Source organism: Mesorhizobium sp. P2_F8, assembly GCF_056403655.1.
Window position 1 is genome coordinate 479578 of record NZ_JBFUFB010000003.1, and the last position, 25307, is coordinate 504884.

A 25307-nucleotide genomic window follows, 5' to 3' on the forward strand; every position below is an offset into this window, starting at 1 on the left:
GCCAGGCTCCCTCAGCTCTGGCCGGCGAAATGGCTTTTCAGGGCATTGAAGCCGCCCTGGAAGACGTTGGCGCCCATGCCCTCGGCCAGCTTGCCGGCTTCCTCGGGCGCCGCGTCGAAGCTGGCGGTCCATTCGGCATAGGTTCGGTCGCCATCCGTCACGCGCCTGAGCTGCAGCGTCGCCTTGTGGTTGGTGAGCGGCTGCGGCGTCTCCAGGATCGAGTAGCTGACGAGGAAATTGTTGTCGGAGAAGTCGAGCAGCTTTTCGCGAATGCGAGCGCCACTGACGAGCTGGAAATTGCGCACGCAGCCGATCGTCGAGGCGTCTTTGCCGTCCTCGATATGGCTTTCCACCATTCGCGGGTGCCAGCCTGGCAGGCCGTTAAAGTCGCGAATGCGCGCCCAGACCTGTTCGACCGGCGCGTCGATGACGCTTGAGATGGTGACGTTCGCCATATGGATGTCCCCTTGCAGATGCGGCAGTTGGGCAAGGGTAGGGCGGCCAAGTCAAAGACGCTTATCAATGCGTCTTGAGCCCGTATCAAGGAGTCTGAAAAAGGGTGGAGTCTGAAAAAGCGGCCGGTTGGCTCAGGCGATCATGCGCGCCGCTTCACGGTAGAGCGTCGGCGGTACGCCGACATGGTCGCGGAAGAAGCGCGAGAAATTGCCCTGCGTGGTGAAGCCGAGATTGCAGGCGACCGAAATCAGCGGCTCCTGCGACCACTGCAATTGCCGCACCGCTTCCTCCATGCGCAGCGTGTTCCAGTAGACATTGGGTGTCAGATTGGTCTGTTCCTTGAACAGGGCGAAGAAGTGCGGCCGCGACAGGCCGACGGCACGCGCCACGTCGTCGAAGCAGATGCGCTCGCAGACATTGGCCCTCATCAGCTGGATTGCCTTGCGGACGCGGAAATCCTGCATGGTGTTTATGCGGACGCGGGCCTCCTGCGGCGCCGAAGCGTCCGCGGCATCGAGGACGCTGTCGATGAAACGCTCGATCTCGTAATTGGCGACATCGTCGACGCTTTCATTGTCGATGAGATGATCGAGCAGACTGGCGGCGGCCTGGTGCAGCCAGGGCTCCAGCGTGATCGCCGCCTGCGAGAACAGCGATGCGGACGAAGGCAGGTCGCGGCGCCGCCGCGCCCAGTCGGGATCGATGTAGAAGGCGAGGAACAGGCCCGGCGTGCCGTTTCGCGACAGGACATGGCTGTGCGGCTGAAAGGAGTTGATGCCGGCGGCGGTGCGCGGGCCAAGCCGTACCGTCTCGCGGCCGATGGTCATCTCGCCGGCCGTGCCTTCAAGCCAGATGATCAAATGTGCTTCGACGTGGGCATGGGTGACGAAGTCGCTTGCGACATTCAGGACAGAAACATGTCCGAACCGGCCCCAGTAGAGCCTGATCGCTTCCGTCATGGGTATTCCTCCCGCAGACGACTGGCCTCCCTTCGCCTGCGAGCGGGATTGTGCGGCGGAGTTCGGGGCCGCGTCAAGACGTGGGCCTTTGGCGAGGTCGGGTGACGGCCGATGCTAGTGGATTTTCAGACTGAGCGATAGGCAGTGAACCGAATAGCGGCTGGATGGCCGCGCCGGCGTTGGTGGCTCAAACCGAAGCCGTCATGCCGCCATCGACATAGAGCATATGGCCGTTGACGAAGGACGATGCATCGGAGGCGAGGAACACGGCGGCGCCGATCAGTTCGTCGACATTGCCCCAGCGCCCGGCCGGCGTGCGCTTCTCCAGCCAGGCGGAAAATTCGGGATTGTCGACCAGCGCCTGGTTCATTTCGGTGCGGAAGTAACCGGGCGCGATCGCATTGATCTGCAGGCCGTGTTTTGCCCAGTCGGTGCACATGCCCCTGGTCAGGTTCCTGATCGCGCCCTTGGTTGCGGTGTAGGGCGCGATGTTCGGCCGCGCCAGTTCGCTCTGCACCGAGCCGATGTTGATGATCTTGCCCATGCCGCGCGCGATCATGTGGCGGGCGACCGCCTTGCCGGCATGGAAGGCGCCTGACACATTGGTCTTGAACAGCCGCTCCCATTGATCCTCTGGAAAATCCTCAAGCGGCGCGCGGAACTGCACGCCGGCGTTGTTGACGAGGATATCGATGGCGCCGATCTCGGCTTCGATGCGGGCGATGTCCGCGTTGACCGCTTGAAAATCAGTGACGTCGAAGGTCGAGGCGTGCGCCTTGAAGCCGGCATTGCGCAGCTTTTCGACGGCGCCGCCGATCCTGGCGGCATCGCGGCCGTTCAGCACCACGCTGGCGCCATGTTCAGCCAGGCCGCGCGCCAGGGCAAAACCTATGCCCTGACCAGAGCCGGTTACCAGCGCCAGCCGGCCCTCAAGGCTGAACAGCGAGTTTGCCATCAGGCTGTCTTTTGCTCGACCATGATCTCTGGACAAACGGTTTCCGTTTGTCCGAAAAGCCGGTTTCCACTTTTCGGGATCATGGTCCTAGTCGTTGCGGCGGAAATTGCGGATGCGGTCGAACAGAACCGCCAGCAGGATGGCGCCGCCGATGAACACGCCTTGCCAGAACGCATTGATGCCGAGCAAGCCAAGACTGTTGCGGATCACTTCGATGAGCGCCGCGCCGACGATGGCCCCGAAGGCGGTACCAACGCCGCCGGCAAGGTTGGCGCCGCCGATGACGGTGGCAGCGATGACCTGAAGCTCCATGCCGGTGCCGAGATTGGTGGTGACGGCGCCCAGCCATCCGGTCTGGATGATACCGGCAATGCCGGCCGAGAGCGCCGAAATCATGTAGACGGCGACCTTGATCTGGCGCACCGGAACGCCGGTCAGCGTCGCAGCATGCTCATTGCCGCCGATGGCGAAGATGTGCCGGCCGAACTTGGTCCAGCGCAGGATGAAGCCGGTGATCAGCGCCAGAAGGATCATGTAAAGCACTGGATTGGCGATGCCGAACACCCAGGCGCCGCCGCCCAGCGCCAGCAGCTTGTTGTGGTCCGGTCCAAACTGGAAGACGACGGTGTTGTTGGAGGCGACCATGGCCAGGCTGCGGGCGATCGACAACATGCCGAGCGTCACCACGAATGGCGGAAAGCCGAGATAAGCGATCAGAATGCCGTTGAAGGCGCCAATGGCAAGCGCGGTTGCGATAGAGGCCAGTATGCCGATCTCGATCGAGTAGCCGGCATGCATGGTGACGGCCAGCACCATCGACGACAGGCACAGCACCGAACCGACCGAGAGGTCGATGCCGCCGGTGATGATGACGAAGGTCATGCCGAGCGCGATGATGGCGACGAAGGTGATGTTGCGGGTGATGTTGTAGAGGTTCTTCTGCGTGGCGAAGGCGTCGGTGGCAAACGACAGGAACAGGCAGGCAAGGATGACCGCGATCACCACCCAGAAGGTCTGGCTGGCAAACAGCTTCGACAGCAAGGTGTGCTGTTTCTGTGCGATCGTCTGGTCAAGGGTGACTGCCATTATCGACCTTTATCTGTCGGTGAAACGCGCTGAAATCAAACCTGTTCGATAGCACCAGTGATCAGCCCAGTGACTTCCTCGGGCGAGCTGGACGCGATCGTCTTGTCGGCGACCTTGCGGCCACGCCGCATGACGATGACGCGGTCGGCGACGGTGAAAACGTCGGGCATGCGGTGGCTGATCAGCACGACGGCGATGCCCTGGTCGCGCAAATGGCGGATCAGGTTGAGCACCTCGGCGACCTGCCGCACCGAGATCGCCGCCGTTGGCTCGTCCATCAGCACGATCTTGGCTTGCGACAGCATGGTGCGGGCGATCGCCACCGCCTGGCGCTGGCCACCCGACATCTGCTTGACGAGGTCGCGCGGGCGGGTCTCGGACTTGAGCTCCGCGAAGATCTGGCCGGCGCGCTTGTACATAGAAGCGTAGTCGAGGATGCGGAAGGGGCCGACGCCGCGGCGCAATTCACGGCCGAGATAGACATTCGCCGCTGCCGTCAGATTGTTGCAGAGCGCCAGGTCCTGGTGGACGATCTCAATGCCGTGCTGGCGGGCTTCGACCGGCTTGTGCAGGATCAAATCCTTGCCGTCCATCTGCATGGTGCCGTGGCTCGGGCGGAAATTGCCGGCGATCATCTTGACCAGCGTCGACTTGCCCGCGCCATTGTCGCCCATCAGGCCGACCACCTGGCCGGGCTCGATCGACAAAGACACGTCGTTGACCGCCTGGATGGCGCCGAAATGCTTCGATATGTTGGTGAGTTCGAGAACCGCCACCAGCCTTCTTGCCTCCCCGTGCTTTGCGACCTGCTGCTGTTCCCGGCGTCAATGCCGGCGCTGCTTTGGCCTCGCTCTTCCCAGCTCCTCCCGGAAACAGCGTTAGCGTTCTTTTACGCAAAAGCCGGCGCGCGTCAATCAATTGTCGGACGAATTAAGGTTGGATTATTCTAAAAATCCGTTTTGTAGGACAAATAGCATTGACGTTGGCGGCGAGCCGATATTAGCTAAGCGTCGGAGGAGATTATGCCGGTCCCTGCCTGCGGTTCGCCGGGTGGAATCGGTGGAGGTTTACCGGTCGAGGTTCCGGCTGCACCCCGTGTGTTGAGCCGGTCCAAGGCCGCATCTGGAAATGCTTATCGATCTGTCTTGGCGATACGAGAGCTCGCGAAACGAACCTCGGTCATCACGCGTCCGGTCGATCTGTGTGGCGGGCACGCCGTGTCCGTCTGTTTCAAGGGAGGACTGATATGAGGAAATCACTTTTGCTTGCCGCCGCCGCCATGATGGCGCTCGGCGCCGGACCGGCTTTGGCCAAGAAACAGCTCGTCATTGTCGTGAAAGGTCTCGACAATCCGTTCTTCGAAGCCATCCACCAGGGTTGCGAGAAATGGAACAAGGAAAACGCCAGCTCGGAATATGAATGCTTCTACACCGGCCCTGCTTCGACCTCGGACGAGGCCGGCGAGGCGCAGATCGTCCAGGACATGTTGAGCAAGGCCGACACCGTGGCGATGGCGATTTCGCCATCCAACGCGCCACTTATCGCGCAGACTATCAAGACCGCCAATCCGACGATCCCGATCATGACGGTCGATGCCGACCTCAGCAAGGAAGATGCGGCGCTGCGCAAGACCTATCTCGGCACCGACAACTATTTGATGGGCAAGAAGATCGGCGAGTACATCAAGAAGGGCAAGCCGAATGGCGGCACGATCTGCACCATCGAGGGCAATCCTGCGGCCGACAACATCTTGCGTCGTGCGCAAGGCATGCGTGACGCCCTCTCGGGCAAGGAAGGCCTCGCGGCGCTCGCCGGCGAAGGTGGCTGGACCGAAGTCGCCGGCTGCCCGGTGTTCACCAATGACGATGGCGCCAAGGGCGTTCAGGCGATGACCGACATCCTCGCCGCCAACCCCAAGCTCGACGCGTTCGGCATCATGGGCGGCTGGCCGCTGTTCGGTGCGCCGCAGCCCTATCGTGATCTGTTCGGGCCGCTCAAGGACCGCATCGCCAGCAACGACTTCGTCATCGGCGCTGCCGATACGATTGGCGACGAGGTGGCGATTGCTCGTGACGGCCTGGTCACCGCACTGGTCGGCCAGCGGCCGTTCGAAATGGGCTACAAGGCACCATCCGTGATGATTGACCTGATCGAAGGCAAGGCCGTCGCCGATCCGGTGTTTACCGGTCTCGACGAATGCACCAAGGACACGGTCGACACCTGCATCCAGAAGTAGGTTCTCGATTTGGGGCGCTCGGCAACGGGCGCCCCCCGTCGATTCCTGAACGGGACACTGCGGTTGGGGCGGCAGGCTCCGGCTTTGCCGCGTCCATGGTCTGGATTTTTCGGCAACGAGATCGGCGTGCCGTGCGGGTCCGGACCAGTCCGGACGACAGACGGCCGACGCATTGGAACGTGGATGCCGGACAAGAAGTCAAAGAAGCGAACCGACCGGGCCAAGGCACAAGACAGCCTCCGTCCAGTTGTCATGCGCAGGGCTGGCGCTGCACACTTTTCGGGAGCGAGCGTTCATGTCTCGCTGGCCAGCGAGATTGGTCTCAGGATCGTGCGCGGCGATTATCTGCCCGGCACCATCCTGCCCAACGAGGCCAAATGGGCGGAAATATTCGACGTTAGCCGTTCGGCGGTGCGCGAAGCGATCAAGATGCTGATGGCCAAGAGCCTTCTGGCCTCGCGCCCCAAGATCGGCAGCTGGGTCGAGCCGAAAGAGCGCTGGAACCTGCTCGACCGCGACGTGCTGGCCTGGTACGCGACAGCGCCCGATCGCGAGGCATTCCTGCGCACCGTGCAGGAGTTTCGCCATATCATCGAGCCGGAAGCGTCGGCCTTTGCCGCCATGCGGCGCAGCGACGAGCAGATGGCCGAGATCAGCCAGGCCTGCCGCGAGATGGGCGATGCCTTGAGCCTGCAGGAGCGTATCCGCGCCGACACGCGTTTTCATCTCGCCATCCTGCGCGCCTCCGGCAACGATCTGCTGGTGCCGCTCGGCGTGCTGATCGAATCGGCGCTCGACCATCTCTTCGACTTCACGACGCAGAGGGTTGGTGATCAGCGGCAGGCGCAGAAGCTGCATGAGGCGATCGAGAAGAACATCCGGCTGCGGCGTCCGACAGCCGCGCGCAACGCCGTGCACAAACTGCTTGAGAACACCGATGAAGGGATCGGACGGTCAAGGCGATGGTAGTGCGGCAGTGACAGCCGACCCTTCGGGCTTTCCCTTCCGCCCGGAAGCGGACCCGGCCTTCACCGTTCGAAACTCGAAAAGCCAAGCAATTGGCTTTTCGTCAGTTGCGCGGACCGCTTCTCACCTCAAATCGTCTGTTTCTTGCCATCCTTGGTTGGCATCAGGTCGACGCCGTTTACCTTGCCGATATGGGTTGCCAGCATCGGCACGAATTGCTCGGCCGGGCCGGTGGCGAAGGCGCCGGCGAAAGAGTTCTTGGTGGCGTTGCCGAGCGGGTTGGCGATGCCGGCCGCGCCGGCCATCGATTCCAGATAGGTCAGGTCCTTGAAGGCGTTGGCGATGGAGAATTTGTGGGCGTCGCGGTCGCCCTCCAGCGTCCAGCGCATGAAGGTCTGGTAGAAGCCGCAATCCATGCGGCCGTTGCGGATGACGCTGTCGAAGCGCGGCGGTGAGATGCCGACTTTCTGCGCCAGCGCCAGGGCCTCGGAATAGATCGCGGCATAGCCGAGCGAGATGAAATTGTTGAGCAGCTTCATGCGGTGGCCGTCACCAGTGTCGCCGATATGGACGATCCGGCCGGCCCAGGTTTCGAGCACCGGCTTCACCCGGGCGAAGACGGCGTCCGGCGCGCCGACCATGGCGTCGAGCGTGCCTTCCCAGGCCTCCTTCGGCGTGCGGCTCAGCGGCGCATCGACATAGTCGATGCCGAGAGCCTTGAGTTCAGCCGCCAGTGCAATGGTCGAGACCGGATCGGAGGTCGAGCAGTCGACGACGACCGCGCCCTTTTTCAAACCCTCCTTGAGGCCGCTGGGGCCGCGAATGATAGCCTCGACTTCGCGCGATCCGGTGACGCAGATGAAGACGATGTCCGATGCCGCCCCGACATCGCGCGAGGTCGATACTTCCGCGGCACCGCGGCCAAGCAGGTCCTCCGCCGGCTTGCGGTTCTTGCGGCCGAGAAAGGTCAGGCTGTAGCCCTTGTCGACGATGTTCTTGGCGATCCCGTGCCCCATCAGGCCAAGGCCGATGAAGCCGATCTTTTCGCTCGCGGCAGTCGTGTTCATGTCTTCAAGTCCTGTTGCAATGATTGATGATCAGCGCTGCCGTTTTGCAGGCGAGGGTGGTTGCGGATTGCGATTTTGTCTGACAATACACATAAATCCCAGCGGATGTGGAGAGCAAAATGACGAAGCGGATCATGTTCACCGGCGGCAGCGGCAAGGCCGGACGCCACGTCGTGCAGTATCTGGTGGAGCAGGGCTGCCAGGTGCTCAACATCGACACCAAGCCGCTCGACAATCCCAAGGTGCGCACGCTGATCACCGACATCACCGACAGCGGACAGGTGTTCAACGCGCTGTCGAGTTATATGGGATTGCACGAATTCGACCCGTCGCTGCGCGCCCAACCGGTCGATGCGGTGGTGCATTTCGCCGCCATCCCGCGGATCATGATCACCACCGATAACGAGGTGTTCCGCATCAATGCGCTCGGCACCTACAATGTCTTAGAGGCGGCGGTGAAGCTCGGCATCCGTAAGGTGGTGATTGCCTCAAGCGAAACCACCTATGGGCTGGTGTTCGCCAACGAGCCCCGTGATCCCCAGTATTTCCCGCTCGACGAGGATTATGATGTCGATCCGATGGACAGCTACGCGCTGTCCAAGGTCGTCAACGAGAAGACGGCGCGCGCCTTTGCGCTGCGCAGCGGCACCGACATCTATGCGCTGCGCATCGGCAACGTCATCGAGCCACATGAATATTCGCTGTTTCCGAAATGGTTCGCCGACCCGGGTTTCCGCAAGCGCATCGCCTGGAGCTATGTCGACGCGCGCGACCTCGGCCAGATCACGCTGCGTGCCATCGAGAAGGACGGGCTCGGCTATCAGGTGTTCAACGCCGCCAATGACGATACCTCATCCGACCTGCCGACCGCCGAACTCCTGAAGCGTTTCTATCCCAGCATACCGGTCAACGCCGAACTCGGCGAATACGAGACGCTGCTGTCGAACCGCAAGGCGCGGGATATTCTCGGCTTCCGCCCGGAGCACAGCTGGCGCAAATACGTCAAGTAGGCCTGATCCGTCGGAGCAATCGGGCAGATCTGTGCACAGCGGCCGGCTTTGCCGCTTGAGCCGCTTGCCGTGCTTGACAGCCCCTGCAATCCGGCCTTTCTGGAGCCTATGCGGGACGCGAAGCCGAACAAGGAAAAATCGCCAGCGAAAGCGGCCTCCGGCGAGCGCCCGGCGGGGGTTCGCCGACCAGATGCGGCGCGCATCCCCGGCTCGAGCGTCCATGCTTCGCTGGCCAGCGAGATTGGTCTCAGGATCGTGCGCGGCGACTATCCGCCCGGTACCATCCTGCCCAATGAAGCGAAATGGTCGGAGACCTTCAGCGTGAGCCGCTCGGCGGTGCGCGAAGCGATCAAGATGCTGATGGCCAAGAGCCTGTTGGCGTCGCGCCCCAAGATCGGCAGCTGGGTCGAGCCGAAGGAACGCTGGAACCTTCTCGATCGCGACGTGCTCGCCTGGTACGCGACGTCCCCGGATCGCGAGGTGTTCCTGAAGACCGTGCAGGAGTTCCGCCATATCATCGAGCCGGAAGCGACCGCCTTTGCCGCCATGCGGCGGACCGACGAGCAGATGGCCGAGATCAGCCAGGCCTGCCGCGAGATGGGCGAGGCGACGAGCCTGCAGGAGCGCACGCGTGCCGACACGCGTTTCCACCTGGCGATCCTGCGGGCATCCGGCAACGACCTTTTGGTGCCACTCGGCGTGCTCATCGAATCCGCGTTCGACCACCTGTTCGCCTATACGACACGGGAGCTGGATGATTTGCAGCACGCACAGAAGCTGCACGAGGCGATCGAGAAGAACATCCGCCTGAAGCGGCCGGATGCGGCGCGCAACGCGGTGCGCAAGTTGTTGGCCAACACCGACGGCGTCATCCGTTCGCGCTAGGCGCCTAATGGGTCGCGGCTAATCCTCTTTCTCCCGCCCGAAGGCGGCTCGAAGCTCGTCCTTGGCGTTCTCAAGCACTTGTCTGCGCGAAGCGGGCAGATTCTTGCCGGCGCGGTTGATGTAGAAGTTCAGCATCGACATGGCGGACTGGAACGGCTCGGCCTTGCGCCGGTGGCTGTGTTCGGCGGATCGCTTGAGCGAGGCTGCGATCTTCCTGGCGTCGTCGGATTCAAAGACGTGGTTCTCGAGATCCATAGCGTCGCTGTGCTCCGTCACCTCGGCCGACCATTTCTTCTTCGCGGTCATGGCAGGACTCCTTTGCAGGGTGGCTTGCCGGGAAACTCCACACCTTGGCATCGGTTCCCCACTGGTCTTGTCTGGTGCGACGGATTTGCCTGCCGTGGCGCTGCTGCGCGTTGCGAATGTGCCGATAGTGGCGCAAACGGCAGCCGATTTTCGAGACCGCCGACAGGAAACGCCTTGACCCGAACCGACTTGAGCCGGCCGAGCCCCGGTATCGACAGCAGCTATGCCTGGATGCGGCTCGCGATTTCGATGCTGCTGGCGACGATCGGCGGCGTCGGCATGTGGGCTGTCGTCGTCGTGCTGCCCGCTGTGCAGGCCGAGTTCGGCGTTGATCGCGCCGCGGCGTCCATGCCTTACACCGCGACCATGGTCGGTTTCGCCGCCGGCAACGTGCTGGTCGGCCGCGCCATCGACCGCATGGGCTACTGGATCCCCGCGCTGCTCTCCTCGATTGCGCTCGCCGCCGGCCTCCTGCTCGCGGCGCTGTCGACCTCGATCCTGCAATTCACCCTTGCTCAAGGGCTGTTGATCGGTGTCGGCACGTCGGTGATCTTCGGGCCGCTGATCGCCGATATCTCGCATTGGTTCAATCGCCGGCGCGGTGTCGCGGTGACCGCGGCGGCCGCCGGCAACTACCTTGCCGGAGCGATCTGGCCAACCGTCATGCCGACGCTGATGACGGCGGAAGGCTGGCGCTTCACCTATGCCGCGATCGGCGTCTTCTGCCTGGTGACCATGGTGCCGCTGGTGCTGTTGCTGCGGCGCGGTGCTCCGGAGACTGCCGCAGCTGGTTCGCCGGGAAGCCGGCCGGTGCAGCCGATCTCGCTGTCGCCGGCGGCGTTGCAGGTGCTTCTGGTCGTCGCCGGCCTCGGCTGCTGCGTGGCGATGTCGATGCCGCAGGTGCATATCGTCGCCTATTGCATGGACCTCGGCTACGGCATGGCGCACGGCGCCGACATGCTGTCGATCATGATGGCGGCGGGCGTCGTCAGCCGGCTGGCCTCCGGGTTTCTCGCCGACCGCATCGGTGGCGTGAAGACGCTGCTCATCGGCTCGGTGCTGCAATGCCTGTCGCTGCTGTTCTACATTCCCTTCGACGGACTTGCCTCGCTTTACGTCGTATCGCTGGTGTTCGGCCTGTCGCAAGGCGGCATCGTGCCCTGCTACGCGATCATCGTGCGCGAATACATGCCGGCCAAGGAGGCCGGCCAGCGCATCGGCATTGTCATGATGGCGACGATCTTCGGCATGGCGATCGGCGGCTGGATGTCGGGTTGGATTTACGACCTGACCGGCTCTTACGCCGCGGCATTCCTCAACGGTATCGCCTGGAATCTGCTGAACATACTGGCGATCGGTCTGTTGTTTTGGAAGGCAAGGCAACGTGCCGTGGCGATGGCTTGAAAGGGCTGAACTACTTCGCGTTGCTTGACAAGGGCGAAAGGCTGCGCGACGCCAGAGCACGAGTGGGTACGGCAAGGCATGCCGGGTGACATGACGACAGCAAGGACGATCGTATCCCCGCGCTTTGGTGGGTGCTCTTCCGAGGGAGCGGGTCCTTGATCAAGCCGCGCTCGCGCCGGGGCGGCGGCCGCCCGACCATTGCCGATGTCGCGCGCAAGGCCGGTGTCGGCGCCATCACCGTGTCGCGCGCTCTGCGCGAGCCGGGGCGCGTCTCGGAGGAATTGCGCCGCCAGATCCAGGCCGCAGTCGACGAACTTGGTTATGTGCCGGACCCGAATGCGCGGGCACTGGCTTCGGCGCGCGCCGAGGTGTTCGGCGTGCTGGTGCCGTCGCTCACCAACAACGTCTTTGCCGAGGTGGTGCGCGGCATCTATGACAGCCTGTCGGCCAGCCCGTTCCGCATCCAGCTTGGCAACACCCATTATTCCGGCCTCGAAGAAGAGCGGCTGCTGCAGGTCTTCGGTTCGCAGCGGCCGGCAGCGCTGATCGTCGCCGGCATCGACCAGACACCGACCTCGCGAAAACTGCTGGAGAGCGCCGGCTGCCCGGTGGTGCAGGTCATGGAAACCGGGCCTGATCCTGTCGACATGATGGTCGGCTTCTCGCATTTCGACGGCGGCAGGACGGCGACCGAGCATCTGATCGAGACAGGCTACCGCCGCATCGGCTTCATCGGCGCGCGCATGGATCCGCGCTCGCAGCGGCGCCTGGCCGGCTATCGGGCGGCGATGGAGGCCGCCGGCCTGTTCGACCCACGCCTCGTCACCACCACGCCGGTGCTGTCGAGCGTGCCGCTCGGGCGCGAAATGCTCCGCGACGCGCTGGCCAAGGTACCGACGCTCGACGGTGTGTTCTGCAACAATGACGACATCGCGCTCGGCGTGTTGTTCGAGTGCCATCGCGCGTCGATCGCGGTGCCGAAGACGATAGGCATCGTCGGCTTCAACGATCTCGACATGATGCAGGTGGCGTTTCCTTCGATCACCAGCATCCGCACCCACCGCTATGAGATCGGCCGACGTGCGGTCGCCATGGCGCTGGCGGCGATCGCCGGCAACAGGCCGGAACAACGGATCGTCGATCTCGGCTTCGAACTCAAGTGCCGCGAGAGCACCGCCCGTTGAAACACACAGAAGCGACTGTGTGAATGCCGGTTTACACAACGTCATGGTAGCGCTACCAATTGCCTAGAGTGCAAACTTACGGCAAAAGCCAAGGCCTGTTTATTATATATAAGCGACAGCTGATGCTTGTTTATTATGTATAATATGATAGTTTTTATTTCCCATTTAGAGGTGGCAAGGGAGGGAGCCGGGTCGACATTGGCGACTTAAGAAAGCGCGAGAGGCAAGACAGGAGGTGTCTGGCCGGACGCGTGAAGTGCATGGCAGCCAACAACAATCAAAACTGCAACTGGGAGGAATATCGATGATCAAGTCACTCGTGGGTGGCATCGTTGCCGCCACTGCATTTGTCATGCTCAACTCGGCCGCAATGGCCGCCGGCCCCGAAGTCGTGAAGGGACCAGCCGCCGAACCGGACTGCTTCGCGCCCTGGGCCGCAGATACGCAGTTCTTCAAGTTTCCCAAGAAAGATGGCCCATACCGGATCGCGCTCGCCAATGGCTATATCGCCAACACGTGGCGCATCCAGATGATCCAGACGGCCAAGGCTTATGCAGCGCAGAAGGACGTCGCCGCCAAGCTGAAGGAATTCAAGGTGGTGTCGACCGGCGAGGATGTGCCGGCGCAGATCTCGGCGATCAACAACTTCATCGATTCCGGCTATGACGCCATTGTTGTCAACGCGCAGAACCCGACCGCTTTCGCGCCGGTCATCAAGCGCGCCAAGGAAGCCGGCGTCGTGCTGGTCGCCTTCGACAACATTCTCGACACCAAGGATGCCATCAACGTCAATGTCGATCAGAAGGGCCTTGGCGAACTTTGGGGCAAATGGCTGACCGGCCATATACCCGAAGGCGGCAAGATTCTTGAAGTTCGTGGCGTTGCCGGCACGTCGGTCGACACCGATCGCCACAATGGCATCCATGAGGTTCTTGACGCTTCGGGCAAGAAATGGGACGTCACCGAAGTCGCCGGCAAGTGGGACGATCCGACAGCGCAGAAAGTCACGGCTGACGCGATCGCCACCAATGGTCCGTTCGTCGGCATCACCGGCCAGGGTGGCGACACCGGCATCGTGCAGGCGATGATCGACGCCAAGCATCCGTTCGTGCCGTTCGGCGGCGAAACAGAGAACGGCTTCCGCAAATTCTGCGCGGCCCATGCGGCGGACGGATTGAAATGCTCGTCAGCCGGTACCGGCCCCGCCCAGGTGGCGGTTGCCATCAAGACGGCGATCGCAGCCCTTGAAGGCAATGTCGTCCCGCAGTCGGTCAAGCTGCCGCTTGCGATCGTCGAGGATCCGAACTTCAAGGCAGGTCAGGATTTCTTCCCTGATCAGTCCGACAATTTCTTCGTCGGCAATTCCTTCCCGACCTGCGGTATCAATTTCACCGCGCAGGAAATCATGGGCCAGACCAAGGCCGACCAGTAGCTGCACCCAGGCGCCGCGGGATATTCCGCGGCGCCGACCACTCGATATCCCTAGTCGTCAAAGAGCCTCGGGAGGCCCGATGGACGGTGCGATTCCGCTCTTCCGAATGGAAGGCATATCCAAGCGTTATGGTGGTGTGCGGGCGCTGGAAAAGGCCGAGCTTTCGGTCTCATCCGGTAGCATTCACGGCATCCTCGGCGAAAACGGTGCCGGCAAATCGACGCTGATCAAGGTGATGGCCGGTGTCGTTGCGCCCGACGAAGGGCGCATGACGCTAGATGGCCGCGAGGTGACGTTCGCTTCGCCGGCTGCCGCCAACCAGGCCGGCATCGTCTGCATCTTCCAGGAACTGTCGCTGGTTCCCGAACTCAGCGTTGCCGACAACATTGTTATCTCGGACCCGCCGACGCGGTTCGGCATGATCGACCGCAAGGCACAACGCCGGATCGCGGAAGAAGCGTTGGCGCGCGCGGGCGCCGCAGACATCCACCCGCTGGCGCTGGTCAAGGACCTGCCGCTGTCGCGCCGCCAGATGGTCGAGATCGCCAAGGCGCTGGCACGCAAGCCGCGCATCCTGATCCTCGACGAGGCGACCTCGGCGCTGACCGCGACGGATGTCGCCAAGATTTTCGGCGTGCTGAAGCGACTGCGCTCGGAAGGGCTGGCGCTGCTCTATATCTCGCACCGCATGAACGAGATCGCCGAACTGGCCGACCAATGCACGGTGTTTCGCAACGGTCGCAATGTCGCCAGTTACGCGGCGGGCACAAAGAGCGACAATGAAGTCGTCGAACTGATGATCGGGCGAGAATACAGCCACATCTTTCCGCCGAAGCCGCCACGCGCTTCGGCTGCCGCCGTTCCGGTGTTGGAGGCACGCAAGCTTTCATGGACCGACCGGTTGGACAATGTCTCGCTGACTGTTGGGGCAGGCGAGGTCGTCGGTCTTGGCGGCCTCGACGGTCAGGGCCAACGCGAACTGCTGCTTGCCTTCTTCGGGGTGTTGCGCGGCCTGTCGGGCCAGATCCTCATCGACGGCAAGCCCGTTGCCATCGCCAGCCCCGCCGCCGCACGTGAAGACGGTATCGGCATGGCGCTCATTCCCGAAGACCGCAAGACCGAAGGGCTGATGTTGCCGATGACGGTGCGCGAAAACCTGTCCTTCGCCGCGCTCGACCGGCTGTCCAAAGCCGGCATCATCGACCGTGCCGCCGAGCAGCGGCTGATCGACGACATGGTCGGCCTGCTGGCGATCAAGACCGCGGGGCTCGACATTCCGGTCGGCGCGCTGTCGGGCGGCAACCAGCAGAAAGTGGTCATCGCCAAATGGCTGATGCGCCAGCCGCGCATCATCCTGCTCAACGATCCGACGCGCGGCATCGATGTCGGCACCAAGCAGGAGCTTTACCAGCTGATGCGCAAGCTCGCTGATGCCGGTGCTGCGATCCTGTTCTATTCGACCGACTATGACGAGCTGATCGGCTGCTGTGACCGCGTGCTGGTGCTCTATGACGGGGCGGTCAAGCGCGAGTTGGTCGGCGCCGAGATCACCGAGCGGGCGCTGATCGCAAGCGCGCTCAACATACATGGCGAGGAGAGCCCCGTGAGTCTGGGAGCAAACGCGTGAAGGATTGGCGCTACTGGCTGGCGGAGCAGCGCGGGACGCTGCTGGCGCTCGGCATCTTCATCGTCATGTTCGTCATCTACACCTCGAACCACCCGGCCGGCTTCACCGCCAATGTCGTGCAGACGGCAGCGAACAAGGGCGTGCTGCTCGCCTTCGTCGCCATGGCCCAGACGCTGGTGGTGATCACCGCCGGCATCGACCTGTCCGTCGGCATGATCTTCACCCTGACCAATTGCCTGGCGTCCTGGCTGGTCATCGGCACTGGCATCGAAACCGCCTTGGGCGTCCTCGCGGTGCTTGGCACCGGGCTGCTGTGCGGGGCGATCAACGGCGCCATCGTCATCTATGGAAGGCTGCAGCCGATTGTCGCCACCATCGCCACCGGCGCCGTCTACTTCGGCATTGCCCTGCTGCTGCGACCTTTTCCCGGCGGCTCGGTCAATGAGGACCTCGCCGACGCTTTGACCGGACGACTGTTTGGCGTGGTGCCCGCAAGCTTGGTCGTGCTGCTGGCCGTGGTGTTGTTTGTCTGGGTGCCGTTCAGCCGCTCGGTGCTCGGTCGCGCGGCTTACGCAGCCGGCTCGTCCGAGACGGCCGCTTACATGTCCGGCGTGCCGATCCGCCGTGGCAAATTCGCCGCCTACGCACTGGCCGGGCTGCTTGCCGCAGTCGGCGGGCTGTTCCTGACCTTCTTCACCTATACCGGCGAGGCAGCCTATGCCAGCGGCAACGCCTATACGCTGTTCTCGATCGCCGCCGTCGTGCTCGGTGGTGTCTCGCTGTTCGGCGGCAAGGGTAGCGCCATCGGCGCGATCTTCGGCGCGCTGGCGTTCCGCACCATCGGTGACCTGCTCTTCGTCTTCGATTTCGATCCGCTCTGGCAACCGCTGTTCCAGGGCGTTATCCTGCTGATCGCGGTCAGCCTCGGCGCCTTCGCCCTGTTTCGGGTCCGCAACCGGCTGGAGTGGTTCCTGTGAGCGAAACGACGCTTGGCGGCATTGCCGGCCGCATGCCCAGATTCATCCGGCGCGCCGATCCGGCGGTGCTGACAGCCTTTGCCTGCATCGTGCTGCTGCTGTTCCTCGGCAGCCTCTATTCCAGAAGCTTCCTGTCTCCTGAATACCTTCTGCAGCAGCTCAAGGTGGCGTCGTTCCTCGGCGTCATCGCCACCGGCATGATGCTCGTCATCCTGCTTGGTCAGATCGACCTGTCGGTGCCGTGGTCGGTCGCAATGGGCGCCATGATGGCCAGTGCGGCGGCCGCCTATGGTCCCGTCGGCGTGGCGCTGGCCATTCCGTTCGGCGTCGTCTGCGGCATGCTGATCGGCGTCGTCAACGGCATCGGCGTCGCCTATCTGCGCATCCCCTCGATGATCATCACGCTGGCCACCAACGCCGTCGCGCAAGGGCTGATGGTGGTCTACACCGGTGGCTTCTCGCCACAGGATTCGGCAACGGGCGCGATGCGTTACCTGGCGACCGGCTTTGCCGTTCCGGGCGTGCCCAACGCGGTCATCATCTGGGCGCTGATCGGTGCGGCGATGGTGTTCGCATTGACCCGCACCAGCTTTGGCCGCGCCGTCTACGGTATCGGCAATCGCGAGCGCGCCGCCTATCTCTCGGGCATTGACACACGGCGCGTGGTGATGATTGCGTTTGCCGTCTCGGGCGGGCTTTCGGCCTTCGGCGGCGTGCTCCTGGCCGGCTATGCTTCCAAGGCGGCGCAATCGATGGGCGACGCTTATTTGCTCCCGTCGATCGCCGCGGTGGTGCTTGGCGGCACGTCGATCCTGGGCGGACGTGGTTCCTATCTCGGCACCGTCGCCGGCGTCATCCTGATCACGCTGCTGCAATCCATCCTGTCCGTCATGCAGATGCCGGAGGCGGGGCGGCAGATCATCTATGGCATCGTCATCGTTGCCATGCTGTTGCTCTACGGCCGCGCGCCGGCAAGCCGCTGACAGTGGACGAAAAGGCGGCACAGGCGCCAACGGGCGCTCCCGGTTCGGTGCCGGCCATTGTGGTGATGGGTGTCGCCGGCTGCGGCAAGTCGGCCGTCGGTACCGCGCTGGCCGCCGTGCTGGGCGCCATCTTCATCGAGGGCGACAGGTTGCATCCGCCCGAAAACGTCGCGCGCATGGCAAGCGGCGAGCCGCTCACCGATCAACTCCGTGAAGGCTGGCTCGACGCGATCGGCGAGCGCATCGTGGCGTCGGTAGTGCAGGGCGAAGGCGTGGTTGCCGCCTGCTCGGCGTTGAAGCGCAGCTATCGCGAGCGGCTGAGCGGCTTCTGCCCGGAGATCGTCTTCCTCTACCTGGAGATCGACGCTGCCACGGCGAGGCGACGCGTCGCCGGCCGCAAGGGTCATTTCATGCCGGCAAGCCTGGTCGACAGCCAGTTCGCCATCCTTGAGCCACCGGCTGCGGATGAGCGGGCATTGACGCTCGACGCGATGCGCCCGGTCGGCGAACTTGTCGCTGCCGCGGTTCGTCAGATGCGCTAAATCTGCGACGTCAGTTCGACCGGAAAATCATCATTGTCGGCGTCGCGCATGGCGGCGAGGCTGCGATTGTCAAGCACTTCGGCAATCGCCTGGCGTACTTCCAACATCATGTGCCGGACCTGGCACGTCGCCTCGTCGCAGTCCTCGCAGCGCTGATATTGCGTGCGGCTGGCACAGGGGATTGGCGCCAGCGGTCCGTCAAGCACGCGCACGACATGGCCGATCTTGATTTCGGAGGCCGGCCGGGCAAGGCGATAGCCGCCTTCCTTGCCCTTGCGGCTCTGGACGAAGCCGGCGTTGCGCAACTCGCCCAGGATGGCATCGAGGAACTTCTTCGGGATGTTGTTGGCGACCGCGATGTCGTTGACAAAGGCCAGTTGGCCAGCCGGCAGGCCGGACAGATGCACAAGGGCCTTGAGGCCGTATTTGCCTTTTTTAGTCAGCATGCCCAGATCAACCCATTGAAGCCCCAACCACCCGCATCTGGCGACTGTTTGTGTGCAAATAATGACGTTTTCGCCGCGCGATGACGTTTCGCGAAAACAAGCCGCCAGATGGCACGTTAGGCACAAACGCGTTGATTCTTTGTAACGTTTTGCATGATGAAGCCGATAGAGCATGTTCCACCCGATAGAATCGGGATGGAACTCTGCTTCTCGGCTCGAACATGATTCTGGCGAAAACCGGATTCCGCTGTTCGGGATCATGCTTTGGTCCGCTGAATACCGGATTGCCGGCGCACGAAACGAAAAAAGCCGGCACAGCGCCGGCTTTCGCGTTCACCTCGGATGCTGCCCCGTCAGCGGCTGTCGTAGGTCTGGTCGAGCAGGCCGCCGGCGGCGAAATGCTCCTTCTGCACCTTGTCCCAGCCGCCGAAGACGTCGTCCACCGTCAGCAGGCGGACATCGGGGAAGTCGGCCTTGTATCTGGCGGCGACGGTCGCGTCGCGGACCCGGTTGCCGTTCTGCGCGAGGATGTCCTGGCCTTCCGGCGTGTAGAGGAAGTCGAGATAGGTCTTGGCCAGATCGCGGGTGCCATGCTCGTCGGCCACCTTGTCGACGATCGCTACCGGGAATTCGGCCAGCAGGCTAACCGAGGGCGTGACCTGCTCGAACTTGTCGTCGCCATATTCCTTGCGGATGCCGCGCGTCTCGGACTCGAAGGTGATCAGCACGTCGCCGATCTCGCGCTGCACGAAGGTGGTGGTCGCGGCGCGGCCGCCTGTGTCGAAGATCGGAACGTTGTTGAACAGCTTGGTGATGAATTCCTTCACCTTGGCGTCGTCGCCCTTGAAGGCTTCCTTGGCGTAGGCGGTGGCCGCCAGATATGTGTAGCGCGCATTGCCCGAGGTTTTCGGGTTGGGGAAGATCACCTGGACGTCGTCGCGCACGAGGTCGTTCCAGTCCTTGATGTGCTTGGGGTTGCCGGCGCGCACGAGGAAGGACGGCAGCGAATAGAAGGGCGAGGCGTTGTCGGGAAAATCCTTCTGCCAGTCAGCCGAAACGAGGCCCTTCTTGACCAGGAAATCGATGTCGGTGACCTGGTTGAAGGTGACGACATCGGCGCCGAGCCCTTCGGCGATGGCGCGCGCCTGCGCCGAGGTGCCGGCATGCGACTGGTCGACGGTGACGCCTGGATGCCCTGCGATGAAGGCCTTGTTGACCTGGACGAACAGTTCGCGGCCGACATCATAGGATGCGTTGAGCAGTTTGTCGGCCGACCAGGCTTGGGAGGATGCGAGGAACAGGCCGGCTATGGCGGCGACGCCAAGGAAAAATCGCTTCATGAAACGGGCTCCGATGCAATGTGTTTATGGTCGAACCATAGCCGTGGCGCAGGGTACGGGACGAGGCACGCGCAGCGGCCCGTGCCCTAGCCACGAGAAAAGATATCGCCAAAACGGCCGGCTGTTAGGATCTCTTTTCTGGCATGGATATTTTCGATGCCCCAGCCGGCACAACGACGCTGCGTGCGCGCACAATCCTTCCCGAACGATGGGCAGGCGGATTGGATCAAGCGGTCGGGAAGAGCTTCCAGCGACCGGGGCGGAAGGCCACCCGACTTTTCTGCGCCGCGGGGTGATCGACCGGCAGTTCGATTTCGACCCGCTTGCGCTCGCCGCCGATCTCGAGTTCCACTCGCCGCGTGCCGGCGACGCGGCGACTGGCCGCGACCGTGCCGGCGATGCAGCCGCTGCAGCCGTCGAGCAGCTCGACATCGTGCGGGCGGAAGAACAGCGTCGCGTCGCCCGAGGGCTCGTGTGGCGCGGCAAGTCCGATCGGGCGGTCGGCAAGCCAGATCTCGCCATTCTCGACCTTGACGGGAAGCGAGCTCGATTCACCGATAAAGCCATAGACGAAGGGCGAGTTCGGCGTGTCGTAGATGTCGTCGGCGGTGCCAACCTGCTCGATGCGGCCCTGGCTCATCACCACGACGCGGTCGGCAAGCTCCAGCGCCTCTTCCTGGTCATGGGTGACGAAGACGGTGGTGTGGCCGGTGGCGTCATGGATTTCGCGCAGCCAGCGGCGCAACTCCCGGCGCACCTGTGCGTCGAGCGCGCCGAACGGCTCGTCGAGCAGCAGCACCTTGGGTTCGATCGCCATGGCGCGCGCCAGCGCCACGCGCTGGCGCTGGCCACCGGAGAGCTGAGCCGGATAACGCTTTTCCAGCCCTGAAAGCTGGACGAGGTCGAGCAGTTCGGAAGCGCGGCGGCGGATCTCCTGCGCCGGCGGTCGCGACGGCCCGTGCCGGACCTTGAGGCCGAAGCCGATGTTGTCGGCCACCGTCATGTGCCGGAACAGCGCATAATGCTGGAAGACGAAGCCGACATTGCGCTCCTGAATCGACCTCTGCGAGGCGTCCTCGTCGCCGAAGAAGATTTTTCCTCGCGTCGGCCGCTCCAGCCCCGCAATCAGCCTGAGCAGCGTCGTCTTGCCGGAACCGGACGGCCCCAGAAGCGCGATCAGCTCACCCGACTTGATGTCGAGCGACACGTCGTGAAGCGCCGGAAACCGGTCAAACTCCTTGCGCACGTTGGCAACGCGAACTTCCATGCAAACCCCTCTATCAGTGTCCGCGCGTCGCGGCGATCTCGGCGCCGTAGCGCATCTCGAGAAGTGTTTTCAAGACCAGCGTGACGAGCGCCAGGCCCGCAAGCAATGAAGCGACGGCAAAGGCGCCGACGGCGTTGTACTCGTTATAGAGGATTTCGACATGCAGCGGCATGGTGTTGGTCAGGCCGCGTATGTGGCCCGACACCACCGACACCGCGCCGAACTCGCCCATGGCACGTGCATTGCACAGAAGCACGCCATAGAGCAGCCCCCATTTGACGTTGGGCAAGGTCACGTACCAGAAGGTCTGCCAGCCATTGGCGCCGAGCGACAGGGCTGCCTCCTCGTCGCCATTGCCCTGTTCCTGCATCAGCGGGATCAGTTCGCGGGCGACGAAGGGAAAGGTGACGAAGACGGTGGCCAGCACGATGCCCGGCACGGCAAACAGGATGACGATGCCATGCGCCTTCAGCCAGCCGCCGAGCAGCCCCTGGGCGCCGAACAAAAGCACATAGACCAGACCCGATATGACCGGCGAGACCGAGAAGGGCAGGTCGATCAGCGTGGTCAGGAAGGCCTTGCCCTTGAACTCGAACTTCGCGATCGCCCAGGCGGCGGAGATGCCGAAGACGATGTTGAGCGGCACCGAGATCGCTGCGACAAGCAGCGTCAGCCGGATCGCCGAGCGCGCGTCGGGATCACTCAGCGATTGCGTATAGGCGCCGACGCCTTTCGCCAGTGCCTCGTTGAAGACGATGATCAGCGGCAGCAGCAGGAAGATGCCGAGGAAGGTGAAGGCAACGGTCATCAGCGCCACGCGCGCCGGGCGGCTTTCCGTGACGGCCGCTGACTGGCTCTCGTGATGCGGCTCGTAGGATTTGATCTCGGGATCAGCCATAGCGCTTGCGGCTCCATGTCTGCGCGAGATTGACGACCAGCAGCATGACGAACGACAGAGCCAGCATGATCGCCGCGATCGCGGTCGCGGCCGGATAATTGTATTCCTCCAGCCGGATGACGATCAGCAGCGGCGCGATCTCGGATTTGTAGGGCAGGTTGCCGGCGATGAAGATGACCGAGCCGTATTCGCCGACGCCGCGGGCGAAGGCCAGCGAAAAGCCGGTGACGATGGCTGGCGCCAGCCCTGGAAACAGGATGCGGGTGATGATCTGGAAGCGGCTGGCGCCAAGCGTGGCTGCGGCTTCCTCAACCTCCTTGTCGATCTCCTCCATGATCGGCTGCACGGTACGCACGACGAAAGGCAGGCCGATGAAAACCAGTGCGATGACGATGCCGAGCGGCGTATAGGCAACCTTGATGCCGAGCGGCATCAGCAATTTGCCGATCCAGCCGTTCGGCGCGTAGAGCGTGGTCAGCGCGATGCCGGCCACCGCCGTCGGCAGCGCGAAGGGCAGGTCGACCATGGCATCGACGATGCGGCGGCCGGGAAAGCGGTAGCGCACCAGAACCCAGGCGACCAGCGTGCCGAAGACGACGTTGACGGCGGCCGCGATGAAGGCGGTGCCGAAGCTGATTTCCAGCGCCTTGATGGTGCGGCGATCGGTGGCGATGGCCCAGAATTCAGGCCAGCCAAGGGCGGCCGAGCGCCAGAGCAGCCCGGACAGCGGGATGAGGATGATGAGGGTGAGGTAGGCAAGCGAGAAGCCGAGCGTCAGTCCGAAACCCGGAATGACACTCGGCTGTCTGAACCGCCACCCCGCCTGCGCGGGTGCTGTGGTCATATCGTCCTGATCTAGATCTAGCTCACTGGGCCGGCTTGTAGATCTGGTCGAATATACCACCGTCGCCGAAATGATAAGGCTGTGCTTTCTTCCAGCCGCCAAAAAGCGGATCGTCGATGGAGATCAGCTTGATGTCGGGTGTCTTGGGAAGATCAGCCGGAGCCACAAGTTCGGGCTTGGCCGGACGATAGTGGTTCTTGGCGATGATTGTCTGGCCTTCCTTGGAATAGAGCCAGCCCAGATAGGCTTCGGCGACCTTGCGCGTGCCCTTGGCGTCGACATTGGCGTCCACCACCGCCACCGGCGGCTCGGCCAGGATCGAAGTCGGAGGATAGACGATGTCGAAATTGTCGGCGCCGAATTCGTCGAGCGCCAGATAGGCATCGTTTTCCCAGCCAATCAGCACGTCGCCGATGCCCTTTTGCGCGAAGGTCACGGTCGAGCCACGGGCGCCGGTGTCGAGCACCGGGGCATTGGCATAGAGCTTGCCGACGAATTCCTTGGTCTTGGCCTCGTCGCCACCATCATTGGCGTTGGCGTAGGCCCAGGCGGCGAGATAGTTCCAGCGCGCGCCGCCGGAGGTCTTGGGATTGGGCGTGATCACCTGGGTGCCGTCCTTGACCAGGTCGTTCCAGTCATGGATGCCCTTGGGATTTCCCTTGCGGACAAGGAAGATGATGGTCGAGGTGTAAGGCGCTGAATTGTTTTCGAATTTGGTGCGCCAGTCGGGATTGATCTTCTTCGACTTGGAGACGATGGCGTTGATGTCGCCTTCGAGCGCCAGCGTCACCACATCGGCGTCGAGGCCGTCGATCACGGCGCGGGCCTGGGCACCCGATCCGCCATGCGATTGCTGGATGGTGACCGTCTCGCCGGTCTCGGCCTTCCAGTGCGCCGCGAAGGCTTCGTCATAGGCCTTGTAGAGCTCGCGCGTCGGATCGTAGGACACGTTGAGGATGGTGGTGTCGGCAAACGCGAAACCGAGCGTGCCGAACTGGACAGATGTGGCGACCAGTGCGCCGAGCAGTTTCCTGAAATGAGGTTTGGTCATTTCTGCCTCCGTTGAACCGGCGCCAAATCTACCGAATTGATAGAAATTAGATGCATTCAATGTTGCCTTTTTTGGCCCCCTGAAGAAAATGTTCGACGATATTTCGCTGTGCGGAGAAATTTCTTCCTCATGGCTGCGCTGAACGAATTCCGAGCCTGCCTGACGTTTGATCTAGGCTTTGGACAGGCCGGGACAAGGACTTAGCAGGTGGGCCCGATTCGCTCAGCCTTCGCTGTCGATGGTGATCAGCGAAGCCATGTTCGGGCTGTTGAGCGGCACGGACGAAGGGCAGCGGCAGCCCGCAATGACGGTGACGTCGAACAGCTCGGTGATGTGTCCCTTCAACTCGATCCACTCGGCTATGCCGCCGGTATGCAGGTCGATGATGTAGAGCCCGCAGCGCGGCTCGGCGTCGCGCGTCTGCAGATTGTCTTGTAGCGGCAGGTCCTTGAACAGGCCATCGCGCGGCAACGACGTGGTGACGATGGCAAAGCGGCCATGAAAGCTCAGGCCGCGCAGGAAGCCGGGGCAAAAGGCGATGTTCTGCCGCTGTCCGGTTCCGGGATCGATGCGGACCAGGAAGCCGCGGCCGGAATCCAGCACCCACAGCGCACCGTCATGGACGCGCGGCGAATGCGGCATCGACAGATCGTCGACCACCACTTTGTCCTCGGTGATGTCGATGATCATGCCGCCTTCCCAGCGGCGGTCGCGCCAGCCGCCGACCGAGTCCGACCGACTGATCGCGCTGACATAGCGGGCGCGCCCGTTCTGCATGGCGAGACCATTGAGATGACAGCGGTCCTCAGGCACCAGCTTGCTGATGAAGGAGGGCTTCCACAACGGCCGGAAGGAATGCGTCGGGCTCAGCGTCGCCAGGCAAGAGAACTTGGTGTTGATGAACACGATCTGCCCGTCTTCGCGCACAGCCAGTTCATGGATGTCGAGGTCGCCTGTGTAAGAAGCGGCGCGCGGCATATACATGCGGTCGTAAATGGCGTTGGCGACCTGGTCGGGTCCGAGGATGTTTTCCAGCCGCCACACCGCCGTGTCGGAGGCAAGGATAATGCGCTGCGCGGCAACGGTCACGCCCATGGCCCTGACGAAACTGGTCTGGTGGATGGAGGCCTTCCTGTCGCCGGTAATGCCGACCAGGAACAATTGCCCGGTCTGGTAGGAGGTGAAGGCCAGCGAGCACTGTGCCGTCTCCATCCAGTTGATGAAGCCGCGCGACAGCGAGACGTTGGTCTGCTGCTCGGCCGGGCCGGCAGGCGGGGTTTCAGCCGGTCTCGCCGGGGCCTCGTCAGTGGCCTTGGATGTGCTCACGCTTGCTCCATGGGTGGACCTGGTCATGACTACGCCGGCCGCGAGGGCCGGCGCAAGAAG

25 protein-coding genes are annotated in these 25307 nt (G+C 63.0%); 11 read left to right on the top strand and 14 right to left on the bottom strand.

The window, feature by feature from the left end; all coding sequences use genetic code 11:
- Positions 1-11 precede the first annotated feature (11 nt).
- The 5 genes from AC1DZP_RS09720 to AC1DZP_RS09740 all read right to left on the bottom strand — a co-directional run bounded on the left by AC1DZP_RS09720 (position 12) and on the right by AC1DZP_RS09740 (position 4232).
- The gene (locus AC1DZP_RS09720) at positions 12-455 is read right to left on the bottom strand and encodes an SRPBCC family protein (protein WP_477301882.1); all 444 of its coding nucleotides are present in this window, start codon (positions 453-455) and stop codon (positions 12-14) included.
- A gap of 132 nt (positions 456-587) precedes the next feature.
- Positions 588-1415, bottom strand: a complete 828-nt coding sequence (locus AC1DZP_RS09725; protein WP_477301884.1) for a helix-turn-helix domain-containing protein — start codon at positions 1413-1415, stop codon at positions 588-590.
- Between the two features lie 187 nt (positions 1416-1602).
- Positions 1603-2370: an SDR family oxidoreductase gene (locus tag AC1DZP_RS09730; protein WP_477301886.1), complete on the bottom strand. Its 768-nt coding sequence runs from the start codon at positions 2368-2370 to the stop codon at positions 1603-1605.
- A gap of 87 nt (positions 2371-2457) precedes the next feature.
- On the bottom strand, positions 2458-3456 hold the full coding sequence (locus AC1DZP_RS09735) for an ABC transporter permease (RefSeq protein WP_095091447.1): 999 nt from the start codon (positions 3454-3456) through the stop codon (positions 2458-2460).
- A 35-nt stretch (positions 3457-3491) separates the two neighbouring features.
- Positions 3492-4232 carry an ATP-binding cassette domain-containing protein gene (locus AC1DZP_RS09740; protein WP_095091448.1) on the bottom strand — a complete coding sequence of 247 codons (741 nt, stop codon included), beginning with the start codon at positions 4230-4232 and terminating at the stop codon, positions 3492-3494.
- Positions 4233-4702: 470 nt separating this feature from the next.
- Between AC1DZP_RS09740 and AC1DZP_RS09745 the strand changes: the two genes are divergently transcribed.
- Both AC1DZP_RS09745 and AC1DZP_RS09750 read left to right on the top strand, forming a co-directional pair.
- A complete protein-coding gene (locus tag AC1DZP_RS09745) occupies positions 4703-5692 on the top strand; it encodes a sugar-binding protein (RefSeq protein WP_184875023.1) in 990 nt (329 codons plus the stop codon).
- Between the two features lie 183 nt (positions 5693-5875).
- A complete protein-coding gene (locus tag AC1DZP_RS09750) occupies positions 5876-6661 on the top strand; it encodes a FadR/GntR family transcriptional regulator (RefSeq protein WP_095091450.1) in 786 nt (261 codons plus the stop codon).
- Positions 6662-6786: 125 nt separating this feature from the next.
- Here the strand turns inward: AC1DZP_RS09750 and AC1DZP_RS09755 are convergent, their stop codons facing one another.
- A complete protein-coding gene (locus AC1DZP_RS09755) occupies positions 6787-7725 on the bottom strand; it encodes an NAD(P)-dependent oxidoreductase (protein WP_477301888.1) in 939 nt (312 codons plus the stop codon).
- A gap of 119 nt (positions 7726-7844) precedes the next feature.
- Here AC1DZP_RS09755 and AC1DZP_RS09760 point away from each other — a divergent pair, with 119 nt between their 5' ends.
- Together AC1DZP_RS09760 and AC1DZP_RS09765 are read left to right on the top strand one after the other, a co-directional pair.
- On the top strand, positions 7845-8735 hold the full coding sequence (locus tag AC1DZP_RS09760) for an NAD-dependent epimerase/dehydratase family protein (protein ID WP_477301890.1): 891 nt from the start codon (positions 7845-7847) through the stop codon (positions 8733-8735).
- A gap of 108 nt (positions 8736-8843) precedes the next feature.
- Positions 8844-9620: a FadR/GntR family transcriptional regulator gene (locus tag AC1DZP_RS09765; RefSeq protein ID WP_477301892.1), complete on the top strand. Its 777-nt coding sequence runs from the start codon at positions 8844-8846 to the stop codon at positions 9618-9620.
- A gap of 18 nt (positions 9621-9638) precedes the next feature.
- Here the strand turns inward: AC1DZP_RS09765 and AC1DZP_RS09770 are convergent, their stop codons facing one another.
- Positions 9639-9926, bottom strand: a complete 288-nt coding sequence (locus tag AC1DZP_RS09770) for a DUF3175 domain-containing protein (RefSeq protein WP_477301894.1) — start codon at positions 9924-9926, stop codon at positions 9639-9641.
- 174 nt (positions 9927-10100) lie between these two features.
- On the opposite strand from AC1DZP_RS09770, the gene AC1DZP_RS09775 reads away from it, so the two are divergent.
- The 7 genes from AC1DZP_RS09775 (at position 10101) to AC1DZP_RS09805 (ending at position 18075) form a co-directional block, all read left to right on the top strand.
- Positions 10101-11330 (top strand): MFS transporter, encoded by a 1230-nt coding sequence (locus AC1DZP_RS09775; protein WP_477301896.1) that lies wholly within the window; start codon positions 10101-10103, stop codon positions 11328-11330.
- Between the two features lie 155 nt (positions 11331-11485).
- The gene (gene gntR, locus AC1DZP_RS09780) at positions 11486-12514 is read left to right on the top strand and encodes an HTH-type transcriptional regulator GntR (protein ID WP_477301898.1); all 1029 of its coding nucleotides are present in this window, start codon (positions 11486-11488) and stop codon (positions 12512-12514) included.
- Positions 12515-12818: 304 nt separating this feature from the next.
- Positions 12819-13946 carry a sugar ABC transporter substrate-binding protein gene (locus tag AC1DZP_RS09785; RefSeq protein WP_095091454.1) on the top strand — a complete coding sequence of 376 codons (1128 nt, stop codon included), beginning with the start codon at positions 12819-12821 and terminating at the stop codon, positions 13944-13946.
- A 79-nt stretch (positions 13947-14025) separates the two neighbouring features.
- Positions 14026-15573: a sugar ABC transporter ATP-binding protein gene (locus AC1DZP_RS09790; protein WP_477286707.1), complete on the top strand. Its 1548-nt coding sequence runs from the start codon at positions 14026-14028 to the stop codon at positions 15571-15573.
- Entirely contained in the window at positions 15570-16550 is a 981-nt protein-coding gene (locus AC1DZP_RS09795) for an ABC transporter permease (protein ID WP_477301900.1), read from the top strand. The genes AC1DZP_RS09790 and AC1DZP_RS09795 overlap by 4 nt, the downstream gene beginning before the upstream one ends.
- A complete protein-coding gene (locus tag AC1DZP_RS09800) occupies positions 16547-17533 on the top strand; it encodes an ABC transporter permease (RefSeq protein WP_477301902.1) in 987 nt (328 codons plus the stop codon). The genes AC1DZP_RS09795 and AC1DZP_RS09800 overlap by 4 nt, the downstream gene beginning before the upstream one ends.
- Before the next feature lie 2 nt (positions 17534-17535).
- A complete protein-coding gene (locus AC1DZP_RS09805) occupies positions 17536-18075 on the top strand; it encodes a gluconokinase (protein WP_477301904.1) in 540 nt (179 codons plus the stop codon).
- On the opposite strand, the gene AC1DZP_RS09810 is transcribed toward AC1DZP_RS09805, so the two are convergent.
- The 7 genes from AC1DZP_RS09810 to AC1DZP_RS09840 all read right to left on the bottom strand — a co-directional run bounded on the left by AC1DZP_RS09810 (position 18072) and on the right by AC1DZP_RS09840 (position 25247).
- Positions 18072-18521, bottom strand: coding sequence for an RrF2 family transcriptional regulator (locus AC1DZP_RS09810; protein WP_013530871.1), 450 nt, complete (start codon positions 18519-18521; stop codon positions 18072-18074). The genes AC1DZP_RS09805 and AC1DZP_RS09810 overlap by 4 nt on opposite strands.
- A gap of 353 nt (positions 18522-18874) precedes the next feature.
- Positions 18875-19861: a sulfate ABC transporter substrate-binding protein gene (locus tag AC1DZP_RS09815; protein WP_477301906.1), complete on the bottom strand. Its 987-nt coding sequence runs from the start codon at positions 19859-19861 to the stop codon at positions 18875-18877.
- Between the two features lie 226 nt (positions 19862-20087).
- Entirely contained in the window at positions 20088-21128 is a 1041-nt protein-coding gene (locus AC1DZP_RS09820) for a sulfate/molybdate ABC transporter ATP-binding protein (RefSeq protein WP_477301908.1), read from the bottom strand.
- 13 nt (positions 21129-21141) lie between these two features.
- Entirely contained in the window at positions 21142-22026 is an 885-nt protein-coding gene (cysW, locus tag AC1DZP_RS09825; protein WP_095091461.1) for a sulfate ABC transporter permease subunit CysW, read from the bottom strand.
- Positions 22019-22870 (bottom strand): sulfate ABC transporter permease subunit CysT, encoded by an 852-nt coding sequence (cysT, locus tag AC1DZP_RS09830; RefSeq protein WP_095091462.1) that lies wholly within the window; start codon positions 22868-22870, stop codon positions 22019-22021. The genes cysW and cysT overlap by 8 nt, the downstream gene beginning before the upstream one ends.
- Before the next feature lie 22 nt (positions 22871-22892).
- Complete coding sequence (locus tag AC1DZP_RS09835) at positions 22893-23921, bottom strand: sulfate ABC transporter substrate-binding protein (RefSeq protein WP_477226931.1); 1029 nt, start codon at positions 23919-23921, stop codon at positions 22893-22895.
- A 222-nt stretch (positions 23922-24143) separates the two neighbouring features.
- Positions 24144-25247, bottom strand: a complete 1104-nt coding sequence (locus AC1DZP_RS09840) for a TIGR03032 family protein (RefSeq protein WP_477301910.1) — start codon at positions 25245-25247, stop codon at positions 24144-24146.
- Positions 25248-25307: the final 60 nt, after the last annotated feature.

Coding starts and splice junctions, on each gene's coding strand:
- AC1DZP_RS09720 (WP_477301882.1), bottom strand. CDS start 455: ATGGCGAACGTCACCATCTCAAGCGTCATCGACGCGCCGGTCGAACAG.
- AC1DZP_RS09725 (WP_477301884.1), bottom strand. CDS start 1,415: ATGACGGAAGCGATCAGGCTCTACTGGGGCCGGTTCGGACATGTTTCT.
- AC1DZP_RS09730 (WP_477301886.1), bottom strand. CDS start 2,370: ATGGCAAACTCGCTGTTCAGCCTTGAGGGCCGGCTGGCGCTGGTAACC.
- AC1DZP_RS09735 (WP_095091447.1), bottom strand. CDS start 3,456: ATGGCAGTCACCCTTGACCAGACGATCGCACAGAAACAGCACACCTTG.
- AC1DZP_RS09745 (WP_184875023.1), top strand. CDS start 4,703: ATGAGGAAATCACTTTTGCTTGCCGCCGCCGCCATGATGGCGCTCGGC.
- AC1DZP_RS09750 (WP_095091450.1), top strand. CDS start 5,876: ATGCCGGACAAGAAGTCAAAGAAGCGAACCGACCGGGCCAAGGCACAA.
- AC1DZP_RS09755 (WP_477301888.1), bottom strand. CDS start 7,725: ATGAACACGACTGCCGCGAGCGAAAAGATCGGCTTCATCGGCCTTGGC.
- AC1DZP_RS09760 (WP_477301890.1), top strand. CDS start 7,845: ATGACGAAGCGGATCATGTTCACCGGCGGCAGCGGCAAGGCCGGACGC.
- AC1DZP_RS09765 (WP_477301892.1), top strand. CDS start 8,844: ATGCGGGACGCGAAGCCGAACAAGGAAAAATCGCCAGCGAAAGCGGCC.
- AC1DZP_RS09770 (WP_477301894.1), bottom strand. CDS start 9,926: ATGACCGCGAAGAAGAAATGGTCGGCCGAGGTGACGGAGCACAGCGAC.
- AC1DZP_RS09785 (WP_095091454.1), top strand. CDS start 12,819: ATGATCAAGTCACTCGTGGGTGGCATCGTTGCCGCCACTGCATTTGTC.
- AC1DZP_RS09790 (WP_477286707.1), top strand. CDS start 14,026: ATGGACGGTGCGATTCCGCTCTTCCGAATGGAAGGCATATCCAAGCGT.
- AC1DZP_RS09810 (WP_013530871.1), bottom strand. CDS start 18,521: ATGCTGACTAAAAAAGGCAAATACGGCCTCAAGGCCCTTGTGCATCTG.
- AC1DZP_RS09815 (WP_477301906.1), bottom strand. CDS start 19,861: ATGAAGCGATTTTTCCTTGGCGTCGCCGCCATAGCCGGCCTGTTCCTC.
- AC1DZP_RS09820 (WP_477301908.1), bottom strand. CDS start 21,128: ATGGAAGTTCGCGTTGCCAACGTGCGCAAGGAGTTTGACCGGTTTCCG.
- cysW (WP_095091461.1), bottom strand. CDS start 22,026: ATGGCTGATCCCGAGATCAAATCCTACGAGCCGCATCACGAGAGCCAG.
- cysT (WP_095091462.1), bottom strand. CDS start 22,870: ATGACCACAGCACCCGCGCAGGCGGGGTGGCGGTTCAGACAGCCGAGT.
- AC1DZP_RS09835 (WP_477226931.1), bottom strand. CDS start 23,921: ATGACCAAACCTCATTTCAGGAAACTGCTCGGCGCACTGGTCGCCACA.